General features: G+C 70.0%; 19 protein-coding genes. 3 read left to right on the top strand and 16 right to left on the bottom strand.

Features of this window, described 5'->3' with window-relative positions:
• Positions 1–100: 100 nt before the first annotated feature.
• From AC3RXY_RS09140 to AC3RXY_RS09085, 12 genes are all read right to left on the bottom strand, one after another.
• Positions 101–1,420, bottom strand: a complete 1,320-nt coding sequence (locus AC3RXY_RS09140) for an MFS transporter (protein WP_491510598.1) — start codon at positions 1,418–1,420, stop codon at positions 101–103.
• Positions 1,421–1,518: 98 nt separating this feature from the next.
• A complete protein-coding gene (locus AC3RXY_RS09135) occupies positions 1,519–2,274 on the bottom strand; it encodes an alpha/beta hydrolase (protein WP_491510597.1) in 756 nt (251 codons plus the stop codon).
• Complete coding sequence (locus AC3RXY_RS09130; RefSeq protein ID WP_491510596.1) at positions 2,271–3,113, bottom strand: fumarylacetoacetate hydrolase family protein; 843 nt, start codon at positions 3,111–3,113, stop codon at positions 2,271–2,273. Before AC3RXY_RS09130 ends, AC3RXY_RS09135 begins: the two co-directional genes overlap by 4 nt.
• Positions 3,114–3,117: 4 nt before the next feature.
• A complete protein-coding gene (locus AC3RXY_RS09125; protein WP_491510595.1) occupies positions 3,118–3,528 on the bottom strand; it encodes a RidA family protein in 411 nt (136 codons plus the stop codon).
• Positions 3,529–3,567: 39 nt separating this feature from the next.
• Positions 3,568–5,958, bottom strand: coding sequence for a bifunctional salicylyl-CoA 5-hydroxylase/oxidoreductase (locus AC3RXY_RS09120; RefSeq protein WP_491510594.1), 2,391 nt, complete (start codon positions 5,956–5,958; stop codon positions 3,568–3,570).
• 1 nt (position 5,959) lies between these two features.
• On the bottom strand, positions 5,960–7,618 hold the full coding sequence (locus AC3RXY_RS09115) for an AMP-binding protein (protein WP_491510593.1): 1,659 nt from the start codon (positions 7,616–7,618) through the stop codon (positions 5,960–5,962).
• Positions 7,619–7,646: 28 nt separating this feature from the next.
• Entirely contained in the window at positions 7,647–8,513 is an 867-nt protein-coding gene (locus AC3RXY_RS09110; protein WP_491510592.1) for an acyl-CoA thioesterase, read from the bottom strand.
• Complete coding sequence (locus tag AC3RXY_RS09105) at positions 8,510–8,950, bottom strand: cupin domain-containing protein (RefSeq protein WP_491510591.1); 441 nt, start codon at positions 8,948–8,950, stop codon at positions 8,510–8,512. The genes AC3RXY_RS09110 and AC3RXY_RS09105 overlap by 4 nt, the downstream gene beginning before the upstream one ends.
• Before the next feature lie 149 nt (positions 8,951–9,099).
• Entirely contained in the window at positions 9,100–9,939 is an 840-nt protein-coding gene (locus AC3RXY_RS09100; protein ID WP_491510590.1) for a PaaX family transcriptional regulator, read from the bottom strand.
• A gap of 48 nt (positions 9,940–9,987) precedes the next feature.
• Positions 9,988–10,851 carry a carbohydrate ABC transporter permease gene (locus tag AC3RXY_RS09095; protein WP_491510589.1) on the bottom strand — a complete coding sequence of 288 codons (864 nt, stop codon included), beginning with the start codon at positions 10,849–10,851 and terminating at the stop codon, positions 9,988–9,990.
• A complete protein-coding gene (locus tag AC3RXY_RS09090; RefSeq protein WP_491510588.1) occupies positions 10,844–11,770 on the bottom strand; it encodes a carbohydrate ABC transporter permease in 927 nt (308 codons plus the stop codon). Before AC3RXY_RS09090 ends, AC3RXY_RS09095 begins: the two co-directional genes overlap by 8 nt.
• On the bottom strand, positions 11,763–13,076 hold the full coding sequence (locus tag AC3RXY_RS09085) for an ABC transporter substrate-binding protein (protein WP_491510587.1): 1,314 nt from the start codon (positions 13,074–13,076) through the stop codon (positions 11,763–11,765). The genes AC3RXY_RS09090 and AC3RXY_RS09085 overlap by 8 nt, the downstream gene beginning before the upstream one ends.
• 283 nt (positions 13,077–13,359) lie before the next feature.
• Between AC3RXY_RS09085 and AC3RXY_RS09080 the strand changes: the two genes are divergently transcribed.
• Positions 13,360–14,796, top strand: a complete 1,437-nt coding sequence (locus AC3RXY_RS09080; RefSeq protein ID WP_491510586.1) for an LLM class flavin-dependent oxidoreductase — start codon at positions 13,360–13,362, stop codon at positions 14,794–14,796.
• 136 nt (positions 14,797–14,932) lie between these two features.
• Positions 14,933–16,162: an acyl-CoA dehydrogenase family protein gene (locus AC3RXY_RS09075; protein WP_491510585.1), complete on the top strand. Its 1,230-nt coding sequence runs from the start codon at positions 14,933–14,935 to the stop codon at positions 16,160–16,162.
• A 69-nt stretch (positions 16,163–16,231) separates the two neighbouring features.
• Here the strand turns inward: AC3RXY_RS09075 and AC3RXY_RS09070 are convergent, their stop codons facing one another.
• The gene (locus AC3RXY_RS09070) at positions 16,232–17,161 is read right to left on the bottom strand and encodes a hypothetical protein (RefSeq protein WP_491510584.1); all 930 of its coding nucleotides are present in this window, start codon (positions 17,159–17,161) and stop codon (positions 16,232–16,234) included.
• A 100-nt stretch (positions 17,162–17,261) separates the two neighbouring features.
• On the opposite strand from AC3RXY_RS09070, the gene AC3RXY_RS09065 reads away from it, so the two are divergent.
• The gene (locus AC3RXY_RS09065; protein WP_491510583.1) at positions 17,262–18,758 is read left to right on the top strand and encodes an aldehyde dehydrogenase (NADP(+)); all 1,497 of its coding nucleotides are present in this window, start codon (positions 17,262–17,264) and stop codon (positions 18,756–18,758) included.
• Between the two features lie 4 nt (positions 18,759–18,762).
• Here AC3RXY_RS09065 and AC3RXY_RS09060 read toward each other — a convergent pair whose 3' ends face one another.
• The 3 genes from AC3RXY_RS09060 to AC3RXY_RS09050 are packed head-to-tail and all read right to left on the bottom strand — an operon-like array spanning position 18,763 to position 21,243.
• The gene (locus AC3RXY_RS09060) at positions 18,763–19,554 is read right to left on the bottom strand and encodes an IclR family transcriptional regulator (RefSeq protein ID WP_491510582.1); all 792 of its coding nucleotides are present in this window, start codon (positions 19,552–19,554) and stop codon (positions 18,763–18,765) included.
• 4 nt (positions 19,555–19,558) lie between these two features.
• Positions 19,559–20,494, bottom strand: coding sequence for an SMP-30/gluconolactonase/LRE family protein (locus AC3RXY_RS09055; protein WP_491510581.1), 936 nt, complete (start codon positions 20,492–20,494; stop codon positions 19,559–19,561).
• Positions 20,491–21,243, bottom strand: a complete 753-nt coding sequence (locus tag AC3RXY_RS09050) for an SDR family NAD(P)-dependent oxidoreductase (protein ID WP_491510580.1) — start codon at positions 21,241–21,243, stop codon at positions 20,491–20,493. The genes AC3RXY_RS09055 and AC3RXY_RS09050 overlap by 4 nt, the downstream gene beginning before the upstream one ends.
• Positions 21,244–21,362 lie beyond the last annotated feature (119 nt).

Below are 21,362 nucleotides of genomic sequence, written 5' to 3'. Positions count from 1 at the left end.
CGCCCACGCGGGGAGTCCTCCGACAACGGTACGGGACGGAGGATGCGGCGTCTGTCCGGATCTCGGTGGACAGACGCCGCATCGAGGCGCCGCGCGGGGCTCAGAGCACGGGCTTCTTCGGGACGAACGCGATCGAGACGGCCGCCAGGACAGCCACCAGGGCGAAGGCGATGAAGTTCCACTCCACCCCGACCGCCATCGCCGCCAGCCATCCGCCGAGGATGGGGCCGGTGATCGCCCCGATGCGTGCGAAGCTCAGCGCCCACCCCGCGGCGGTCGCCCGCACGGATGCGGGGTAGTAATCGGTGATGTAGGCGGTCAGCACGAGCGATGTCGAGATCGACCCGATTCCCGAGATTCCGACGAAGATGAGGTTGAGCACCATCGACCCGGGGAACAGCATCATCAGCAGGCACGCGACGGCGCCCAGCGTGTAGAAGATCACCAGGATCGGCTTGGCGCCGAACCGGTCGGCGAGCATACCGAGCACGAGCCCGCCACCCGCTGCCGCGAGGCTGAAGACCAGCAGGAACGCGAGAGCGGGGCCCAGGTCGTATCCCGAAGCCCGCATGATCGACGGGAGCCAGGAGTTCAGGCCATACACCAGCAGAAGACCGCCGAACAGGGCGATCCACAGCAGGATGGTCGACATCAGGTACCGCCGCGAGAAGAGCTGCTGCAGGATGCGCTGCCACGGGATCCGCTCGCCCGGCGTGGTGTGGCTGGGGTCGGCGGGCACGTACGGGTTGATCCCGAGTCGCTGAGCCAGCGCGCTGGCACGGTCGTGCTGACCGCGGTTCTCGAGCGATTCGAGCGACTCGGGGAGCAGCTTCGCGATCAACGGCAGCAGCAGCACGGGGAACGCACCGATCGCGATCACCCAGCGCCAGCCGAGGTTCTGCAGGAGCCCCATCGCCACGAGGGCCGAGACCACGATGCCGAGCGAGTAGCCGGAGTACATGATGCCGTAGTTACGGGCTCGCCGGTTCGGCGCCGAGAACTCGATCGTCAGGGCAGCCGCCACCGGGATCACGCCCCCCATCCCGAGGCCCCCGAGGAAGCGGAACAGGCCGAAGACCTCCGGTGTCGGGGCGAGCGCTGCGCCGAGCTGCATCACGGTGAACAGGCCCATCGACACCAGCAGCATGCGTTTCCGGCCGAGGCGGTCGCTCAGCGTGCCGATGAACAGTGCGCCGATCAGCATGCCCACGAGCGCCCACGAGGCCAGCCCTCCCAGCGCGACGGGGTCGAGCGACCACGCAGGGTCGTCCGCGAGGGCCGGCAGGACGGCGCCGATCACGCCGATGTCATAGCCGTCGGCGAGGATCGCCAGCCAGCAGCAGAACAGGACGGTTCCGGTGACGGATCGGGGCACGGGCCAGGCGGCGGTGCCCGGCGGATTTGCAGTCTTGGCAGACATCATTGTCTCTTTCGGTAGAACGTGGGTGCAGGAACGCGGGTCGTCCGCGGGCGAGGGCGGGCTGCCGCACCCGGTCTCGGTACGGTCGCCCGTGGTGATCACGAGAGCCGATCGGGGCTCCCCGCCAGTTCGAGCAGGGCGGCGACAGCGGTGGGCCAGTGCGTCTCGGCCGGATCGATCGCCGCTCGGTGGTCGAGGTTCGTCTGGCTCACCACGCGCACGTGGTCACCCGCCGCGCTGGCCGCCGCGGCGAAGGCCTCGGTGTGCGCATGCGGGACGCGCGCGTCGTCCACGCCGTGGATCACGACGACCGGGACACCGATGGGCACAGCGTGCACCGGCGACGCATCACGCGCGACTTCCTCCCGGGAACCGGCGACGTCGGCCAGCAGCGGCGTGGCCGCGTCGTCGCCCAGCCCGGCGTGCAGGGTCTCGAGCACGTCGGTCACCGGCGCCAGCGCCAGCACGCCGGCCACGGCACCCGGCCCGAGCTCGCGCGCGGCGAGCAGCGCGAGCTGTCCGCCGACCGAGTGCCCCACGAGGACAAGGGGCCCGGGGAGGTCGCCGTCGCGCACCATCGCGGCGATCCGTCCGCACGCGGTCACCGCGTCGTCCAGCGGAACCGGCCAGCCGCCCCCCGCGCCCACTCTGCGGTACTCGATGTTGGCGACGTACCAGCCCCGGCTCGCGAGGTCGGCGGCCATCGGCTCCATCAGGGTGTGGGTGAACGCCGCGCGCCAGTAGCCGCCGTGCAGGAGCGCCACCGTGCCGCGGGCCGGTGCAGCGGGGTCTGGCGGGGTCAGCACGAAGAGCTGTTCTGCGTGGTCCCCATAGGTCACCGTGTGTGCGGTCATTCGTCCCCCTCGATCCGGATGGTGTTGCGCAGCTCGCCGATCCCCTCGATCGCCGTGGTGACGACGTCTCCGTCGCGCAGCCACCGCGGCGTCGCCATCCCCAGGGCCACGCCGCCCGGAGTGCCGGTGAGCAGGATGTCGCCGGGGCGCAGCCGGGTGAACCGGGATGCGTAGGCCACCAGATCCGCTGCATCGAACACCAGGTCGGCGGTGTTCGCGTCTTGCACAACGTCACCGTTCACCGCGCACGTGATGCGCAGGCCGTCTCGCGGCTCGATCGCGTCCGCGGTGACGATGTGCGGGCCGACCGGTGTCGTGGCGTCGAAGGCCTTGCCCTGGAACCACTGCAGCGTGCGCTGCTGCCAGTCGCGCATCGAGATGTCGTTCGCGACGGTGTACCCGAGAATGGCCGACCGTGCCTGGTCGCGGTCGGCGCGGTGCACCTCGGCGCCCACGATGACGGCGAGCTCGGCTTCCCAGTCCACGCGGTCCGAGTCGTGCGCGGCGATGTCGTCCCGTGCGCCGATGAGCGTGTCGGCGAACTTGGCGAACAGCGTCGGGTACTCCGGGATGGCCCGGCCGGTCTCGACGATGTGCTCGCGATAGTTGAGCCCGCAGCAGATCACCTTGGCCGGGCGCGGAGCCGGGGTGCGGAACGCCGCGGGCGAGAACGCACGGCGCGGGGAGCGGTCGAGGGTCGCCTCGGCCGCGGCGCGCCACCCTGGTCGCGCGATGACGGCCTGGGCATCGACGTCGTCGAGCAGCACCCATCCGTCGGCATCGCCGACCGCGGCGGCAGTGGTGATCCCGTCGTCGCTGGTCACCGTCGCGAGCAGCATGAGGTCAGGCCTCGCCCTCGGCCGGCGTGATGTGGGCGACGCCCTGGATCTCGATGAGCGCCTCCGGCTGCCACAGACGGGTCACGCCGATCCCCGCCATGGCCGGGTACTCCGTTCCCGCCATGTCGCGCCAGCGGCGTCCGATCTCGCGCCCGTTGCGCTGGTAGTCATCGACGTCGGTGAGATAGATCGTGACGTCGACGAGGTCGCTGGGCTTGCCGCCGGCCGCCTCGAGGGTGGTCAGGACGTTCGAGAACGCCTGGACGAACTGCTCGACGATCCCGCCGGCGATGATCCGGCCCTCGCCGTCCATCGCGGTCTGACCGCCGAGGTACACGAACTCCCCGGCACGGACGCCGTGGGCGAATCCGCTGGGCTTGACGAGGGACTCGGGGTTGATGATGGTGCGGCGCATGGGGTTCTCCTCTGTTCAGGGGTGTCTCAGGTGGGCGGTTCAGCGCACGAGCGCGTCGGGCGCGGCGCCGGCGGGCGTCCAGCGGCGGTGCGCAGAGCCCTGTTCCGCGGCGCCGGTTTCGTGGATGAGGGACAGGCGCGGACGCACGGCGTCGGTGCGTGCCGTCGGGGGCTTGCGCGACCCGGCCCGGAACGGGGCGACCCAGGCGGCACCGAGGCCGCGGTACCCCTGGTCGGCGGCAGCATGCAGGGTCCACTGCGGATCCCACAGGTGCGTGCGGCCGAGGGCGACGAGATCGGCGCGCCCGGCGAGCAGGATCGAGTTGACGTCGTCGTAGCTCGAGACCGCGCCGACCGCGATCACCGTGACATCCGCCGCCGCGGCGACCCTGTTGCGGATCGCGTCCGCGAAGGGCGTCTGGTAGCTGCGGCCGAAGCGTGGCTGCTCGTGCTTGGCGATCTGCCCGGAGGACACGTCGATCGCATCCGCGCCGTGCGCGATGAACGCGCGGGCGATCTCGACAGCGTCATCGAGGGTGTTCCCGCCCGCGATCCAGTCCTCCGCGGACAGTCGCACGGTGAGCGGACGATCCGCCGGCCACTCCTCGCGCATCGCGTCGAAGACCTCCAGCGGGTAGCGGAGGCGGTTCTCCAGCGAGCCGCCGTACGCGTCGGTGCGCTGGTTGGAGATCGGCGAGAGGAACGACGAGATCAGGTAGCCGTGCGCGGCGTGCAGCTCTGCGAGGTCGAAGCCCGCGGCCGCGGCGCGTCGCGTGGCGGCGACGAACTCGTCGCGGACGCGGGTCATGGTGTCGCGGTCGATCTCGTGCGGCACCTGGCTGGCCGGCCCGTAGGGGATGGCGGAGGGAGCGACGAGCTCCCAGTTGCCCTCTGCGAGCGGTTCATCGATCCCGTCCCACATCAGCCGGGTGGATCCCTTGCGGCCCGCGTGGCCGATCTGCACCCCGATCTTGGCCGTGGAGGCCCCGTGCACGAACGACACGATGCGGCCCCAGGCGTCGGCCTGCTCATCGGTGTAGAGCCCCGCGCAGCCGGGGGTGATCCGGCCCTCCGCCGACACGCACACCATCTCGGTCATCACCAGACCGGCGCCCCCGGTGGCCTTGGAGCCGAGGTGGGCGAGATGGAAGTCGCCGGGAACGCCCTCGACCGAGGAGTACATGTCCATCGGCGACACCACGATGCGGTTCTTCAGTTCGAGGCCGCCGATGCGGTGCGGACGGAACATGGCCGGCTCGTCGGCCTCGCGGGCGGCCAGCGGTGCGCCACGCACCACGGCTGCGGCGAACTCGGGATCCCGCAGCGCGAGGTTCTCCAGGGTGATGCGGCGGCTCCGGGTCAGCAGGTTGAACGCGAACTGCAGGGGGTCCTGCTGGGCGTACTGCCCGATCTGCTCGAACCACTCCAGGGAGGCCTGCGCCGCCCGCTGGGTCGAGGCGACCACGGGCCGGCGCTCGACCTCGTACGCGTCGAGCGCCGCGTCGAGCGAGCTGTGCTCGTGCAGGCACGCGGCCAGTGCCAGGGCGTCCTCCATCGCGAGCTTCGTGCCGGATCCGATCGAGAAATGCGCGGTGTGGGCAGCATCGCCCAGGATCACCAGGTTCTCGTGGTGCCAGTGTTCGTTGCGCACCGTGGTGAAGTTCAGCCACTTGGAGTTGTTGGTGAGGATGTTGTGCCCGTCGAGCACGTCGGCGAAGTAGTCGCGGATCTTCTCCACCGCGAACTCGTCGCTGACACCCGGGGGGAAGACCTCCTCCTCGGTGGCGTCGAAACCCGCCCGCCGCCAGACGTCTTCGTGCATCTCGATGAGGAACGTGCTGCCCTCGTCCGAGTACGGGTAACCGTGCAGCTGCATGATGCCGTGCGGCGTGTGCAGCACGGCGAAGGTGAACGCCTCGAACACCCGGTCGGTGCCCAACCACATGTACTTCGACGCGCGACCATCCAGGTCTGGCACGAAGCGGTCGGCGAACTGACCGCGCACGCGGGAGTTCAGGCCGTCGGCGGCGAGCACGAGGTCGTAGTCGCGCATGAGCTCTGCCGCGTCTGGGGCCTCGGTGCGGAAGTGGATCTGCACGTCGAGCTCCTGGCAGCGCTGCTGCAGCAGCTGCAGCAGCTGTTTGCGTCCCATCGCGGCGAAGCCCTGCCCGCCCACGGTGTGGGTCTCGCCCCCGAACAGGATGTCGATGTCGGTCCAGCGGGCGAACTGCTCGCTCATCCGGGCGGCGACGACGGGGTCGGCGTTCTCGATGCCGCCGAGGGTCTCGTCGCTGAAGACCACGCCGAACCCGAAGGTGTCGTCGGGGGCGTTGCGCTCCCAGACCGTGATCTGGTGGGCGGGGTCGAGCTGCTTCATGAGGGCGGCGAAGTAGAGACCACCGGGGCCTCCGCCGATGACGGCAACGTGCATGTCAGGCTCCTTGGGTGGTGGGGCGGGCGGCGGCCTCGGCGGCAGCGCGCTCGCGAAGGATGAAGTGCTGCACCTTGCCGCTGGGGTTGCGCGGCAGGGCGGGGACGTAGTCGACGCGTCGCGGGCACTTGTAGATGGCCAGCTGCGACTTGACCTGCTCGAGGATGCTCGTGGTCAGCTGATCTGAGGGGATGACCCCTTCGCGCAGCACGACGAACGCGTTGACGATCGCGCCCCGGTCGGGGTCGGGGCGGCCGACGACAGCGCACTCGAGCACGTCGTGGTGGGAGAGAACAGCCTCCTCGACCTCCGGCGCGCCGACGTTGTAGCCGGCGGTGACGATCATCGCGTCGTTGCGTGCCTGGAAGGTGAAGTAGCCGTCCTCGTCGGCGACGAAGGTGTCGCCGGTGATGTTCCACCCGTCCTGCACGTAGACGCGCTGACGTTCGTCGTCGAGATAGCGGCACCCGGTGGGACCGATCACGCCGAGGCGTCCGGGGACGCCGGGAGCGGCCGGGCGTCCATCGTCGCCGAACACCGCGGCACGATAGCCGGGAACCGCCGTCCCGGTCGTGCCGGGGCGGATGTCGTCACCGGAGGCCGAGATGAAGACGTGCAGCATCTCGGTCGACCCGATCCCGTTGACCAGGCGCAGCCCGCTCGCCGCCTCGACGGCCTCGAACGTCGACGTCGTGAGGTGCTCGCCGGCGGCGACGCCGATACGGAGCTTGCTCAGCTCGGGGCCGAGGCCCTCCTTGAGGATGCTGCGGTAGCCCGTGGCGGCGGTGAAGAGCACGGTGATCCCGAGCGGCTCGATGAGCTTGACGAGCTCGACCGGGGTGGCTCGCTCCACGAGTACCATGGCGCCCCCGAAGCGCAGCGGGAAGATGACGTTCCCGCCGAGGCCGAACGTGAAGGCCAGGGGAGCGGTGGTGGCGCTCACGTCGTCTGCCGAGAAATGCAGCACGTGCCGGGCGAATGTGTCTGCGATCGCGAGGACGTCGCGGTGGAAGTGCATCGTGACCTTGGGCAGGCCGGTGGTGCCGCTGGTCGCCCCGAGCAGGGCGACGTCGTCTGCTGCGGTCTGCACGGCCGCGAACACCCCGCTCTTGGCGTCGCATGCGGCCACGAGGGTGTCGTCGTCCCCGCCCAGGACGAGGGCCTCGGGGACGACCGGCAGGTCGCGGAGGCCCTCCGCGGCATCGGCGATGCCGCGATGGTCGACGACCACCAGGCGCGGGGAGACGCGCTCGGCGACGTTGCGCACCTCCTGCGCCCGCCAGGCGACCATCGTGGTCACCACGACCATGCCGGCTTTGAGCGCGCCGAGCCAGCAGGCCACCGTCCAGGGGCCGTTGAGCATCCGCAGCATCACGCGGTTGCCGGGGACCAGGCCGAAGTCCTCGGTGATGACCTGGGCGAACTGGTTCACCCGGCGTTGCAGCTCGCCGTAACTCCACGACGCGCCGTCGGCGAGGAGGATCGCCGGGCGATCAGGGCCATGACGGTCGATGGTGCGGTCGAGGAGCTCCTCTGCCGCGTTGAGGGTCGTTCCGTATTGAACGTCGGGGATGGTGAACTCGATGGTCGGCCACAGCTCGGTCGGCGGGAGAGCGTCCCGGGTGAAGGAGTCGATGTGGGCGGAAGGCGAGAGCGTCATTGCTGGTTCCCTTCGGAGATGGCGTGCGTCAGAGCGGACGACCCGGGCGGATCATCCCCTCCTGCGCGACGGTGGCGATCAGTCGACCGTCCGATGTGTAGAAGCGGCCGGTGCCCAGGCCCCGGCCGTCGGAGATGGCGGCGCTCTCCTGCGCGTAGAGGAGCCAGTCGTCTGCGCGCGCCGGGGCATGGAACCACATCGCGTGATCGAGGCTCGCCGTCACGAGTCCCGGGCTGCGCCAGGGCAGTCCGAGGACCCGCAGGACCGGTTCGAGGATGGTGTAGTCGCAGACGTAGGCGATGGCGAGCTGGTGGGTGATCGGGTCGTCATCGAGGGGCTCGAACGCGCGCACCCACACGGCCTGCTGCGGCGCAGTGCCGCCTTCGACCGTCGTGTAGACGGGACCGGGCACATGGCGCATGTCGAAGCTGCGACCGTGCGACCAGTACGCGATGTCCGGGCCGTCGAGGCCGGCGAGCGCCTGTGCCGCCGACGGGAGGTCGTCCGGTGCCGGCACGTCCGGCGCCGCCGGTCCGTGCACGGGGAAATCCTCCGGCACATGGAACGACGCCGTCGCCAGGAAGACCAGCTTGTCGTGCTGGTGCCCGCGCACGTGCCGGGTGGAGAACCCCCGCCCGTCGCGGACGATCTCGACGTCGTAGCGCACCTCCGCCGCCACGTCGACGCCGCGGAGGAACGTGCTGTGCACCGAGTGCAGCAGCCGGTCGTCATCGACGGTGCGGATGGCGGCAGCGACGCTCTGTGCGACGGTGTCGCCGCCGTAGGCCTTCGGCCACGGCACGGGCTGCGGCTGGGCGGTGAAGGCCCGGCCGGCGTGTCCGCTCTCGATCTCGGTGAGCGCGATCGCCCGGCGGAAGGCTGCCGGCGTGCTCATCGGCGACGGAAACCGGTGAGCGTGGCGTCGTCGACGTCGTCGAGGTTGATGACGATGTTGTCGGGGGTGCGGGAGGTCAGCCAGACCAGCTCCTCGGTCGTGGACATATTGGCCTCGACGTGGGGCATGAACGGCGGCACGAAGACCCAGTCGCCCGCAGACATGTCGATGAACTCGCGGTAGCCCTCGCCGAAGTAGATGCGACCGTGGCCGCGCAGAACATATCCGCCGGTCTCCGCCTCGCCGTGGTGATGCGGCAGCGAACGGTAGCCGGGCTCGTTGGAGACCTGTCCGAACCAGATGCGCGTCGCGTCGGTGTGCTGCGGGCCGACCCCCGACACCCGGATGCATCCGCCCGAGGAGGTGGTCTGGGTGTCCTCTTCGCCGCTGCGGGTCACCTGCGGGGTCTTGTCCCAGCGCAGTGCGTTCTCGGTCATGGAAGCTCCTTCGCTCATGTCTCTGAGGTTCGCCGGTGCGCGTGAGCAGCTGCCGACACGAGGAGTGTTGCATATGTGACTATCGTCACACAAGCGCTATATTCAACTTCATGGAAATCTGACGACACGACGGCGTCCGGCCGCGGCGGTCAGTCCACGATGCGGGAGACGAACCGCTCTGCCGGTGTCCCGAGCGTGCCGTGCAGCTCGGCGAAGAGGCGCTCTGCCGCCGCGCCCGCCCAGTCGGGGGGCAGCACGGCGAGCGGGATGCCGGGCTCGAGGTAGGCCAGCCGCCGCCACTGCGTCATCGCTCCGAGGTACCCGGCGAATGCCTCCCGCTCGCCGAGGCGGTCGTCGAGCAGAGGAGCGTAGGCGTCGAGGAAGGACCGATAGAGGGACTCCAGGGCGGGAAGGTCCCACCAGCGCCGTACCGCCTCGGGAAGCGGCTCGTCGGACACGCGCGCGCCGAGGAAGAGATCGACGTAGCGGTCGAGTCCGGCCTGGCCGAGCGAGGCGCGCACCTCGGGAAGCACCAGCTCCGTGGCGATCCACAGGCCGCCGCTCACCTGACCGAAACCATGCCTCAGCAGCAGTTTTCGCACCTGGTGACGCAGCGGTCTCTCCCGCTCCGGCACGCTGAAGGAGGCCAGGAGCCAGGGGTCCTCGAGCGTGGCGCGCTGCGCTTCGAAGATGCGATGGTCCCCCGCCTCGAACACGCTGTCCAGCGACCGCGACAGCCGGTACGCCGGAGCCGGGCCGTTCCGGTCGCTGACCAGAACCCCGCGCTGCTTGAGCCGCGACACCGACGAGCGCACCGAACCCGCGTCGACGCCGAGTGCCGCCATCAGCTCGATGAGGTGCGCGATCTGGAGCAGACCCCCGTGCGCACGCCCGTAGCGGCCGAAGATGCTGACGATGAGGTGCTGGGGGCGGGGCGCTGCGGCGGGGGACAGGTCATCCGATGCCGACTCCTGCTCCCGCGCTGCCATGCTCAGAGCCTAGCCACCCCCCTGCCCCCACCCGTCGACGGCTGCCGCTCACTTCACGCCGCCGCTGGTGAGACCGGCCACGAGCCAGCGCTGGAGGAAGACCGCCGCGGCGAAGACCGGGATCACCCCGATGACGGACGCCGCGGCGATCTTGCCGTAGTGCGGCGTGCGCTCGCCGTAGAACAGCGACAGCACCACCGGGAGGGTCTGCGCGTCCGGGCTCTGGGTGAAGAAGGTCGCCAGCAGGAACTCGTTGTAGTTGAGCACCGCCACGATGATCCCGATCGCGACCAGCGCCGGGGCCATCAGCGGCGTCACGATCGAGAACAGCACGCGCAGCGACCCGGCGCCGTCCAGGCGGGCGGCCTCATCCAACTCGACGGGGAGCGTGCGGAGGAATCCCTCCAGCAGCCAGATCGCCACCGGAACGTTCACGAAGGCATAGACGAGGGTCAGTCCGAGGAGGGTGTTGTTGAGGCCGAGGATCCGCAGCAGCGTGAACAGGGGGACCACCGCCACGATCGGGGGGAGCAGCCAGGGGCTCATGATCGTGGCGGCCAGCGTCGCCCCGCCGGTGCGGTAGCGCACCATCGCCCAGGCGCCGGGCAGGGCGAAGGCGAGGGTCATCACCGCGCCCCCGAGCGCCGTGATGAGGGAGTTGGCGATGCCGGGGAGCACGCGGGAGCCGGTGATGACCTCCGACCAGTTCGTCCACTGCGGATTCGTCGAGACCAGCAGGCCCTGGCCGGTCTCGTCGCGGCCCATGAACGACACCGAGAGCAGGTAGAGCAGCGGGAGGACGAAGAACGCCAGGAGCACGGCGAGCACCGTGGTCGCCAGGATGCCGCGACCGCCTGGCGTGGTGCTGGCGCGTCCCGGGCGACGGCGGGCGAGGCGGGCGGTGTCACTCATGGTTGTTCTGCAGCCTCCGGGTGAGCAGGGCGACGGGGATCGTGACCACCGTGACGATCCCCGCGAGCACGAGGGTGACGGCGGCGGCCTTGCCGACGTCGAACTCGCGCAGGGCGGCCTGGTAGATCACGTACGACGTCAGGGTGGTCGACTGGCCGGGGCCGCCGGAGGTCATCATGTAGATGAGGTCGAAGACCTTGAAGGCGAGCACCAGGCGGATGAAGAACGCCGCGGCGACCACGCCCGCGATCGCCGGCAGCGTGATCCGCCGGAACAGCGCCCAGCCGTGTGCGCCGTCCAGCCGGGCCGCCTCGACGATCTCGTGGTCCTGGGCGAGCAGCGCGGTGAAGACCAGGAGGGCCACCAATGGCGTCCACTCCCAGACGTCTGCCACGCCGATCCCCGGCAGCGCCCAGGTGGTCGAGGACAGCGGGGCGATGGCACGCGGGTCCAGCCCCAGTGCTCCGAGCACCGTCGCGAGCAGCCCGCCGCCCGGGTTGTAGATCATCTTCCACAGCGTGCCGACGATGACCGGCGGTGTGATGAGCGGCAGCAGTATCAGGGTGCGCACGATCGAGCCGGTGCGCACCGCCGACTGCAGGGCGAGCGCCGCCACGACCCCGAGCACGAGGCTCGCCGCCGACACAGCGACCGCGTAGACCACGGTGCGCCAGAACGTGGCCACGATATCGGCATCGCCGAGGACCGTCGCGAAGTTCTCCGCCCCGGTCCAGCGGCGAAAGGGCTTGCCGAGCGACGAGTCGGTCACCGCAGCCGCGACGATGAACAGGAGCGGATAGGCCCCGAGCACGAGCAGCGCCAGCACGCTCGGCGCGACGAAGAGACGGTGCGCCCCGGCCTCCCCGCGGGAACGGGACCAGCGGGGAGGCCGGGGCGCACCGCGCGACAGCTCAGTCAAGAATCGTGAGCCACTTCTCCTGCACGACGTCGAGCGCCTGCTGCGCCGTGACCTCGCCGGCGACGAGCTTGGCCAGCTCGTCGGTGAGGATCTCGGCCGCCTGGGTGGCGTTCTCACCGGTCGGCCAGGCGAGCGTGCCGCTGAGGGTCGCTCGATTGGCCTCCTGCAGCGCCGGGTAGAGGGCGCCGTACGTCTCGCTCTCCAGGGACGACACGCGGTTCGGGTCGATGCCGGTCTGCGGGTCTGCGGTGATCAGCGCCTCGTTCACCGCGCTGGACGCGGCCCACTGGATGAAGTCGCGGGCGAGATCGGTCTTCTCGGTGTTCTCGGCGATGACCCAGGTGAACCCGGCGACCAGGGAGGCGCGGTGCGTGGTGTTGTCGCCGCCGACCGGCAGGACGGTGACCCCCCACGTGTCTGCGACGGTGGAGTCGGGGTTCGTCTGCGATCCGACGCCCAGGTCGGTCCAGTTCTCGATGAACGCCGTGTTGCCGGCGTACCACGCCGAGTTCCCCTCGCCGAAGGCCGTTTCCGCAGGAGTCGGGTAGGCGGAGGCCAGGGCGTCGACGAGCGACTGGGCCGCCGCGACGGCCGCGGGGCTGTTGATCACGGGCGTGCCGTCGGCGTCGACGAACTCGCCGCCGAACCCGGCGAGCCGGTTGGCGAAGCTCGCGCCGAGGATGAGCGGCGACTTCTGCCCGAAGATCACGTTGCCGTAGACGCCGTCCGCGCTCTCGTTCGCGGTGATCACCCGCGACTGCTCGACGTATTCGTCCCAGGTGGCGGGCGGGGTGGTGAAGCCGTTGCGCGCCAGGATCTCGGTGTTGTAGAAGAGCACGTGCGTGTCGCCGTCGAAGGGCAGGCCGTATCGCCGGCCGTCGACGAGCGTGTACGGGTCGTAGATCGAGGGGATGAAGTCGTCCGCATCGATCGCGGGGGTCTCGTCGATCCAGTCGGTGAGGTCCTGGATCGCGCCGGACGCGGCGAGGTCGCCGATCGAGACGTACCACGGGGCTGCGACGTCGATGGTGTTCGCCCCGGACTGCTGGTCGAGGGCGAGTGTGTTGCCGATCTCGTCGTAGGGGACGATCACGGGGGTGATCGTCACACCCGTCTCCTCGGCGTAGCGCTCGGCGAGAAGGGCGGCGGCTCCCTCGTGCGAAGAGATGAACAGGACGGTCAGCTCCTGATCTTCCGCTGCGTCTGGACGCGCGCCGCTCGCGCACGCTGTGAGACCGAGCGCGAGGGCGGTGAGCGCCGAGAGCGCGACCAGGCCGCTCGGCAGGCGGTGGGACGGACGAGACATGGGGTTCCTCTCACGGGTCAGGGGAGCGGACGGGGAGGTCTTCGGGAAGACGTCGGTGCTGTGCGGTCCGCCGCGCCATCGTCCGGGCGAGGCCCCGGCGTGCTCAACACGGCGCGCAACACATGATCACGGCGCGCAACACGGCGAAACGGTGTCGGAGCGTGTTTCCCCGTATCTCGTCGGTGCTGCGCGACCGGGTGCGCCGGTTGCTACATTGCCGCGAACGTCGCCGGCCTCGGTGTCGTCCCCGGCGCAGACCGCCGACCGCATCAGGGAGGTGCTCATGGCACAGCGGATCATCCTCAACGCCTTCGACATGAACTGCGTGACGCACCAGGCGCCCGGTCTGTGGCGGCACCCCGACAACCGCGCCGATCGGTACAACACCCTCTCGTACTGGACGGATCTGGCCAGGCTGCTCGAACGCGGCACCTTCGATGCGCTGTTCATCGCCGATGTGGTCGGCCTGTACGACGTCTACCGTGACTCCGCGGCGCCCGCGCTCGTCGATGCGGCGCAGGTTCCCGTCGGAGACCCGCTCATCCCCGTCTCGGCGATGGCCGCGGTGACCGACCGGCTGGGCTTCGGCGTCACGGTCTCGACGACCTATGAGCAGCCGTATGCGCTTGCGCGCACGCTGTCGACCCTGGACCACTTCACCGGCGGCCGGGTGGGGTGGAACGTCGTCACCTCCTATCTGCAGAGCGCGGCGCGCAACCTCGGGCTGAACACCCAGATCGCCCACGACGAGAGGTACACGATCGCCGACGAGTTCCTCGACGTCGTCTACAAGCTGTGGGAGGGCTCCTGGGAGGACGGCGCTGTGCGTCGTGACCGGGAGGCCGGGGTGTTCGCCGACCCGGATCTGGTTCATCCGATCGAGCACCGGGGGGCGTTCTACCGCGTGCCGGGCATCCACCTCTCCGAGCCGTCCCCGCAGCGCACCCCGGTGATCTTCCAGGCCGGCGCGTCGCCGCGCGGACGGGACTTCGCCGCCCGTCATGGGGAGGCGATCTTCATCAACGGCATCGCCCCCGAGCTCACCCGCGCGATCACAGACGACATCCGCGATCGCGCTGAGCGGCGCGGGCGGCCGCGCGACGCGGTGAAGATCCTCACGCTGGCCACGGTGATCGTCGCCGAGACCGATGCGGCGGCTCACGCCAAGCACGAGGAGTTCCGCGGCTACGTCTCCGAGGAGGGGGCATTGGCGCTCTACGGCGGCTGGTCGGGGATCGACCTGTCCGAGCTCCCGCCGGACCAGCCGCTGCGCTATATCGACACCGATGCGGCCCGGTCTGCGCTGTCGATCTTCACCACGGCCGATCCGACGCGCGCGTGGACAGCCCGCGATATCGCCCACTACGTCGGCATCGGCGGCATCGGACCGGTCATCGTGGGCAGTCCGACGACGGTCGCAGACGAGCTGGAGCGCTGGATCGACGTGGGCGGCGTCGATGGCTTCAACCTCGCCTACGTCATCACGCCTGGCACGTTCGCGGACTTCGTGGACCTGGTCGTGCCGGAGCTGCGGCGGCGTGGACGGGTGTGGAACGACTACGAGGGCGAGACGCTGCGCGAGCGGCTCAGCGGAAGCCGGGTGGTGCCGTCCTGGCACCCGGCCCATGCCTATCGGGGGTCGTACGCCGGGGCGCGCAGCGCCGCCGGCGGGCGTGCGGGCACCGGCGCCGCCGAGGTGCTGGAGGGCGCGTCGGCATGAGAGGCAGCGTGCCATGCGGCCGCAAGCGTCATCGTGTCGTCCGGCCGGAAACGGAACCGCGCTGCACGGCCGGAAGCGGAACGGCAGCGGATCGAGAGAACAGGCGCCTCGGCGCCGTGAGAGCAAGGAGCTGACCATGTCGACCTCCACCACGGAGCCCCTGCTCCGCAGTCCCTGGACGGGTGTCGCCGATGATGCGGAGCTGGCGCACTGGACCGGTGTCGCGACCGAGGTGGCCGGCCGGCTCGCCGCGGATGCGCTGGCGAGGGATCGGCGGAACGAGCAGCCCGTCGCCGAGGTCCGTCTGCTGCAGGACGCCGGGCTGACCACGCTCCTGGACCCGGCGGAGCTGGGCGGAGGGGGTGCGCACTGGGAATCGGCCTTCCGCGCCGTGCGCATCCTGGCGCGCGTCGACGCGTCGATCGCGCAGCTGCTGGGCTACCACTACGTCAACGAGGCGAACATCGCCTTCGTCGCCCCGCCGGCGGAGCGCGAACGGTGGTATCGCGCCACAATCGAGGGGCGCTGGCTGTGGGGGGACTCGGTCAACCCGGTCGATCCCCATCTCACCCTCACGCCGGACGGAGACGGCTACCGGCTCAACGGCTTCAAACGGTTCTCCACCGGGTCCGGCGTCGGTGAGGCGCTGCTCGTCAACGGCGTGATCGATGGCGGTGACGACGACGGGCGGATCGTCTTCCTGGTGCTGCCGCACGGTCATCCAGGGGTCGAGCTCGTCGACGACTGGGACAATCTCGGGCAACGGCTCTCGGCGAGCAACACCGTGCGCTATCACGATGTGCGGGTCGCGCCGGAACAGGTGCTCGGACTCGGCACCGACGAGCCGTTCTCCTCCCTGGTCACGCCGGCGATCCAGCTGGTGTTCGGCAACCTCTACCTCGGTGTCGCGCAGGGCGCCCTGGCTCAGGCCCGTGAGCTCACCATCGCGCGGCCCAACGCCTGGTTCCTGAGTACCGCAGACCGCTATCGCGACGATCCCTTCGTGCAGCGCCTCTATGGCGAGCTGGTCGCGCGCACGGCGGCGGTCGACGCGCTCGCCGATCGCGTCGACCGCGCCTTCGATCGTGCGGTCTCGCGCGGCGCGGCGCTGACCGCGCAGGATCGCGGCGACCTGGCCATCGCGATCGCGGAGCTGAAGGTGGTATCCAGCGATGTCGCGGTCGACGTCTCCAACCGCGTCTTCGAAGCGACGGGGTCCAGCTCGACGGCGACCCCTGTCGGCCTGGATCTGCACTGGCGCAACGTGCGCACGCACTCGCTGCACGACCCGGTGGACTACAAGAAACTCGAGGTGGGTGCGCACTTCCTCACCGGAGCGTTCCAGCCCATCTCGCTCTACACCTGAGGGGAGGCGCGCCGGGGGAACGCCCCGGGCAACGCCGCCCCCGCACCACGCGTTTGCCGGCGCTGTCGGTCAACGACCCTGCGGAACCGGGATCCCCAGGCCTTCCGCGCCGGGGGCCGATGTGATCAGGTCGGTGCCCGATCTCTCGATCCACTCGTACGCGATCTCCGCCCGGCGCACCTTCTCACGCACGGCGAGCGTCGCGACCTGCTCGTTCTGCATTCCCACGGGATAGACCGCCGCGGTATTGCGCAGACCGAACTTCGCGTAGAGGGGAGCGCCGACGGTCACGAGGTCGGCGGTCTCGTAGCCGCGGACGATGCCGCCCATCGAGTCGGGGGACTCGACGTACACGTCGAGCGGAAGCGTTGTCGCCTGGCGGAACTCGGCGAGGATCTCGACGGGAAGGTCTGAAGGAAGGTTCACCGTGGAGGCGCCGAGACGAGCGAGCTGGTTCAGGGCGACCGGGTTCGACGGCGCGAGGATCGCGGAGATCTTCCACACGATGTCGGCGGGAAGCTGGCCGGCCTGCTGCATCTGCACCAGCAGCTCGAGGAGACCCGTGTCCGGGATGAGGAAGCCCCGGATTCCCGCATCGATGCAGCGGAGGACATCCTCGATGCCATAGCGGAGCTGTCGCACGCCCCGCAGTTGTCCGGCGATCGCACCGCCGTCTCCGGCGCGGGACTGCACTCCGATGTCCCATCCTTCGCGAGGCCCGACGAACATCGACACCTCGATGCCGCGATCTGCGCCGATGAGTGACATCTCGCGCAGCTCTGCGGCGCTCAAGAGCATGGCCCCGCTGCCCTGGGAGACGCGGTTGATGACGACGCCGCGCTGATCTGCCTCCTCGAGGGCTGCTCGGAAGATCCGGGGGTTCTCCACCGAGGCGATCTCCGTGCGCAGGTGAGCGCCGTCGGCGAACCGCATCTCGCTGGCAGGAAGCGCTGCCACGGGCGGGAGGGTCGTGGTCGCGAGGTAGTCGTCTGACTTCATGGCAGGCCCATCATTTCTAAATACGGATGTTGAAAACGGTATTGTGGAATATATTGGGTGGGACGGTCGTCGTCAACCCGGCCACGCAAAGGAGAACCCCATGACGGACACCGAGCAGATCGACCTCGTCGCCCAGCGTGCAGCCGCGGCGTCGATAGTGTGGGAGGCCGCCGGTCCGGCGCGGCGCGCAGAATTGCTGGCAGCCCTCGCTCGGGGCCTGCGGGCGTCGGCGGACACCCTGGTGTCGATGGCGGAACGCGAGACGGGGCTCCAGGAGGCGCGGCTCCGTGGCGAGGTCGAGCGCACCGCGGTACAGCTCGAGATGTTCGCGACGGTCGTGCGTTCTGGCGCCTTCCGCGACGCGCGCATCGACGAGGCGGACGAGGATTTCGTCCTGGGCTTCCGGCCGGATCTGCGCCGGATGTCGACGCCGGTCGGCCCGGTGCTGGTCTTCTCTGCGAGCAACTTCCCGTTCGCGTTCTCGGTGCTTGGAGGCGACACAGCCTCCGCGCTGGCGGCGGGGTGCGCGGTCGTCGTCAAAGCACACTCCGGCCATCCGCAGCTGTCGGCCGCGGTCGGCGCGCTCGCTCAGGAGATCGCCGTAGCCGCCGGCCTTCCCGGTGATCTGGTTCAGGTGGTCTATGCGCAGGCTCAGGGGGTGGCGCTGCTGGAGCATCCGGCGATCCGCGCCGCCGCGTTCACCGGCTCGACCGCTGTGGGGCGTTCCCTCGCGGACCGGGCGGCACTGCGGGCGGAACCGATTCCGTTCTTCGGCGAGCTGGGCAGCGTCAACCCGGTGTTCGTCACGCCCGCTGCGCTCGCGGAGCGCGGGGAGGAGATCGCGGGGGGTCTCGTCGCCAGCGTCTCCGGATCGGCGGGGCAGCTGTGCACCAAGCCCGGGTTCGTCTTCGCTCCTGCGGCGTTGTCCCTGGATGGTGCTCTCCGACGCGCGGCGTCCGAGGTCGGCCCGCATCGTCTGCTGACTCCGGCGGTGTCGCGGAGCTATCTCGCGCGCAGAGCGGAGATCCTCGCCACGCCGGGTGTCGAGGTCGTCTTCGCCGGATCCGTGGCGTCCGACGGTGACCACGCGGTCGTCACGCCGACCATCGTCCGGGTGTCCTTGGATGACCTGCAGGCTCAGCGCGCGACTCTCCTGGACGAGGCCTTCGGTCCGCTGGCCATCGTGGTGACGTCCGCGGATCCGGCCGTCTGGGCGGCTGTCGCTGCACGCTTGTTCCCCGGCAACCTCACCGGCACGATCCATCTCTCACCGGACGAGGAGCGTGACGAGTCGGTGCGGATCCTGGTCGATGTGCTCTCGCGGACCTGCGGGCGGGTGGTCTTCAACGGCTGGCCGACGGGCGTCGCGGTGACCCCGGCTATGCAGCACGGTGGTCCCTGGCCGGCGACGACTGCGGATTCCAGCACGTCGGTCGGCTCAGCGGCGGTGAGCAGATTCCTCCGGCCGGTCACCTATCAGAGCGCGCCGGACCGGTTGCTGCCCGCGGAACTGCGACGTGACAATCCTGAAGGGATCCCCCGGGCGTTCGCTGCCGCGGGCGCCTCGCGGAACTGGGGCACGTCTGTGACGCTGTAGGGGCTCAGGAGATCTGCCGAGCGCCGGGCGGCTGCGGTGTCTCGGCAGCCTCGACGATCGACGCGGCGAGTCCCCGCACCGCATCGGCGAGCTCATCCTGTATCTCTCCCTGCATGTTCACTGCGAGTACTGTGACGCCGGCGGCCGCGACGACCTCTCCGTCGATCACCAGCGGCGCCGCGATGCACCCGACGCCGGCGACCTCCTCCTCCAGCTCGATGGCGTAGCCGCGTTCGGCTGCGCGCGTGAGCTCGGACTCCAGGCGATGTGTCGGGGAACTCGCTGCATGCGGGCCGGTTCCGGCGACGGCATGCGAGAGGAGCGCGCTGCGCGCGCCCGGTTCCAGGGCGGAGGCGAAGGCCTTGCCGAGCGCGGTGAGGTTGAAGGGGACGGTCTTGCCGACGAAGGTGTCGAACTGCACGAATCCCGCTGCGGCCGCTTTCGCGGTGTAGATCAGCATCCCGTCGCGCACCGTGCCCAGGTGCACCGAGCACCCCAGCGCGACGGCTGCGCGATCGAGCAGTGGCTGGGCGATGGCCGGGAGATCGATCGGGTGGGGATTGCGCAGCGAAGAGGACAACGAGGGCCCGGCGGACCAGTAGTGGTTGCGTCCGACGACTCGCCGCCGCGCGTATCCGCGCTGCTCGAGGGTCGCTGCGATCGCAGAGCACGTGCTGAGGGGCACCTGGGACGCTGCGGCCAGCTCTGTCAGCGGGAGGGCGCGCTCGGCACGGTAGAGCGCCTCGAGAACGTTGAGGACGCGTTCCGTGCTGGGAGATGGGGTCGGTGCGGTCACCGCCTCAGTCTCGCGCTAATCCGGCTGGAGGGGTGCCGACGCGAGCGATCAAGCCGAAATCCTTGGGTTCCGTCGTGCTGGCGACCGCGCGGATCGGCGCCCCCGGGGCGGGAGCATCGGCGATGAGGATCGCACCGCCCCAGGCATCATCCTGGGCGGTGCCGATACGGGCGGTCGTCACGTACATCCGGGGCTGGGCGGTGCGGTCGATCGCGACGCAGGTGGGATTGCGCGTCGGCGTGCGCACCCGGCTGACGAGGTCGCCGGACGGAGAGTACCGATGCACAGCGCCGCCGCCCCAGATGCATGCCCACACGTGGTCCTCTGCGTCCACGGTGATTCCGTCGAAGCAGAGTCCGTCCTCCGGGAGGGTCGCGAAGACCGATCGATCGGCGAGCGATCCGGTTTCCCGGTCATACCGGTAGCGGTGGATGTACGGCGAGCCCGAGTCGGTATGAAAGAAGGTCGAGCCGTCCAGCGACCAGTCCAGTCCGTTCGACTCGGTGAGGTCGGCCAGAAGCTCGCGCGGCTGCGAACCCGCATCGAGGCTGTACAGGTGACCTCGACCCGCATGCGGTGCGCCGGTGGTGCCGAAAACGAGCCGCCCGCTGGGGTCCGCGGCGGCGTCGTTGAATCGCACAGCGGGCCCCAGGGGGACAGATGCACGGATACGGGTGCTGCCGAGCGATACGTCGACCTCGACGATGTGGCCGCCGGTCGTGGCGATCAGAGTTCCGTCCGTGGCGAGCGCGACCGCTCCCACGGCGCCCCACGGGCTCGCCCAGATCCGCAGCGCGTCCTCTCCGGGGGGCTGGGAGTGCACGGCGCCCGCGTGGCAGTCCACCCAAAGCAGCCCGCGGTCTTCGTCGAGCCAGATCGGGTGCTCGGCGAGGTCATAGCTCTCCGAGCCGAGTCGCTCCCACGCGATCGGGGCGCTCATCTGTCGACCGGCCGGGGAATGTCGGTCACATCGGACTCGCCCCGGAGGCTGATGCCGCCGTCGGCGGAGATCAGCTGCCCGGTGATCCATGCACAGTCGTCGGACAGAAGGGCGCGGACGGCTCTGGCGATGTCGTCCGGACGCCCGAGGCGGCCCAACGGGGTGCGACGGATGATCTCTTCTGTGGTGGTTCCATCGTTCAGGACGGCGTGCGTCATCGGGGTGTCGGTCTCGCCGGGGGCGACGACGTTGACGCGGATGCCGTGCTCTCCGAGCTCGGACGCCGCGACGCGGCCCAGCATCAGCACGCCGGCCTTCGACGCGCAGTACTGGCCGAGACCGCGCGCCGGCCAGAAGGCGTTGTTCGACGCGACGAGGATCGCCGCGCCGCCGCCGCCCGCGGCGATCCGGTGGCGTCCGAACGCGCGGAGGCAGCGCATCGTGCCCATCAGGTTGATGTCGAGGATCGTGCCCCAGTCCTCGTCGGAGGAGTCGACGATTCGCGTGCCGGAGCACACTCCCGCCGAGGTGACCAGCGCATCGGCGGCCGGGAAGGCCGCCACCCAGTCGTCCACCGCCTTGGTGTCTCGCACGTCGAGGACGGTGCCGTGGCCGCCGAGCTCGGCGGCCAGGTCGAACACGCGCTGATCGCGGTCGGCGAGGGCGACGTGGTTTCCGTCCGCGCTCAGCGCACGCGCGATCGCCTCCCCGATTCCCGACGCCGCTCCGCTGATGAGGGTGGTTCGCATGTTCGCGCCTCTCTCGTTGTCGAAAGTTATATGGAGATACTATGTGCAGCCTCCGCCGGTTGGTGCGAGCGCCGTTGCCGATAGAAATCTGCTTATATGGAGATACTATCTGTTGATAT

It is taken from the genome of Microbacterium longlingense (assembly GCF_058349825.2).
The sequence above is the reverse complement of the archived record's forward strand: the minus strand, read 5'-3'. Positions and strand labels throughout refer to the sequence as shown.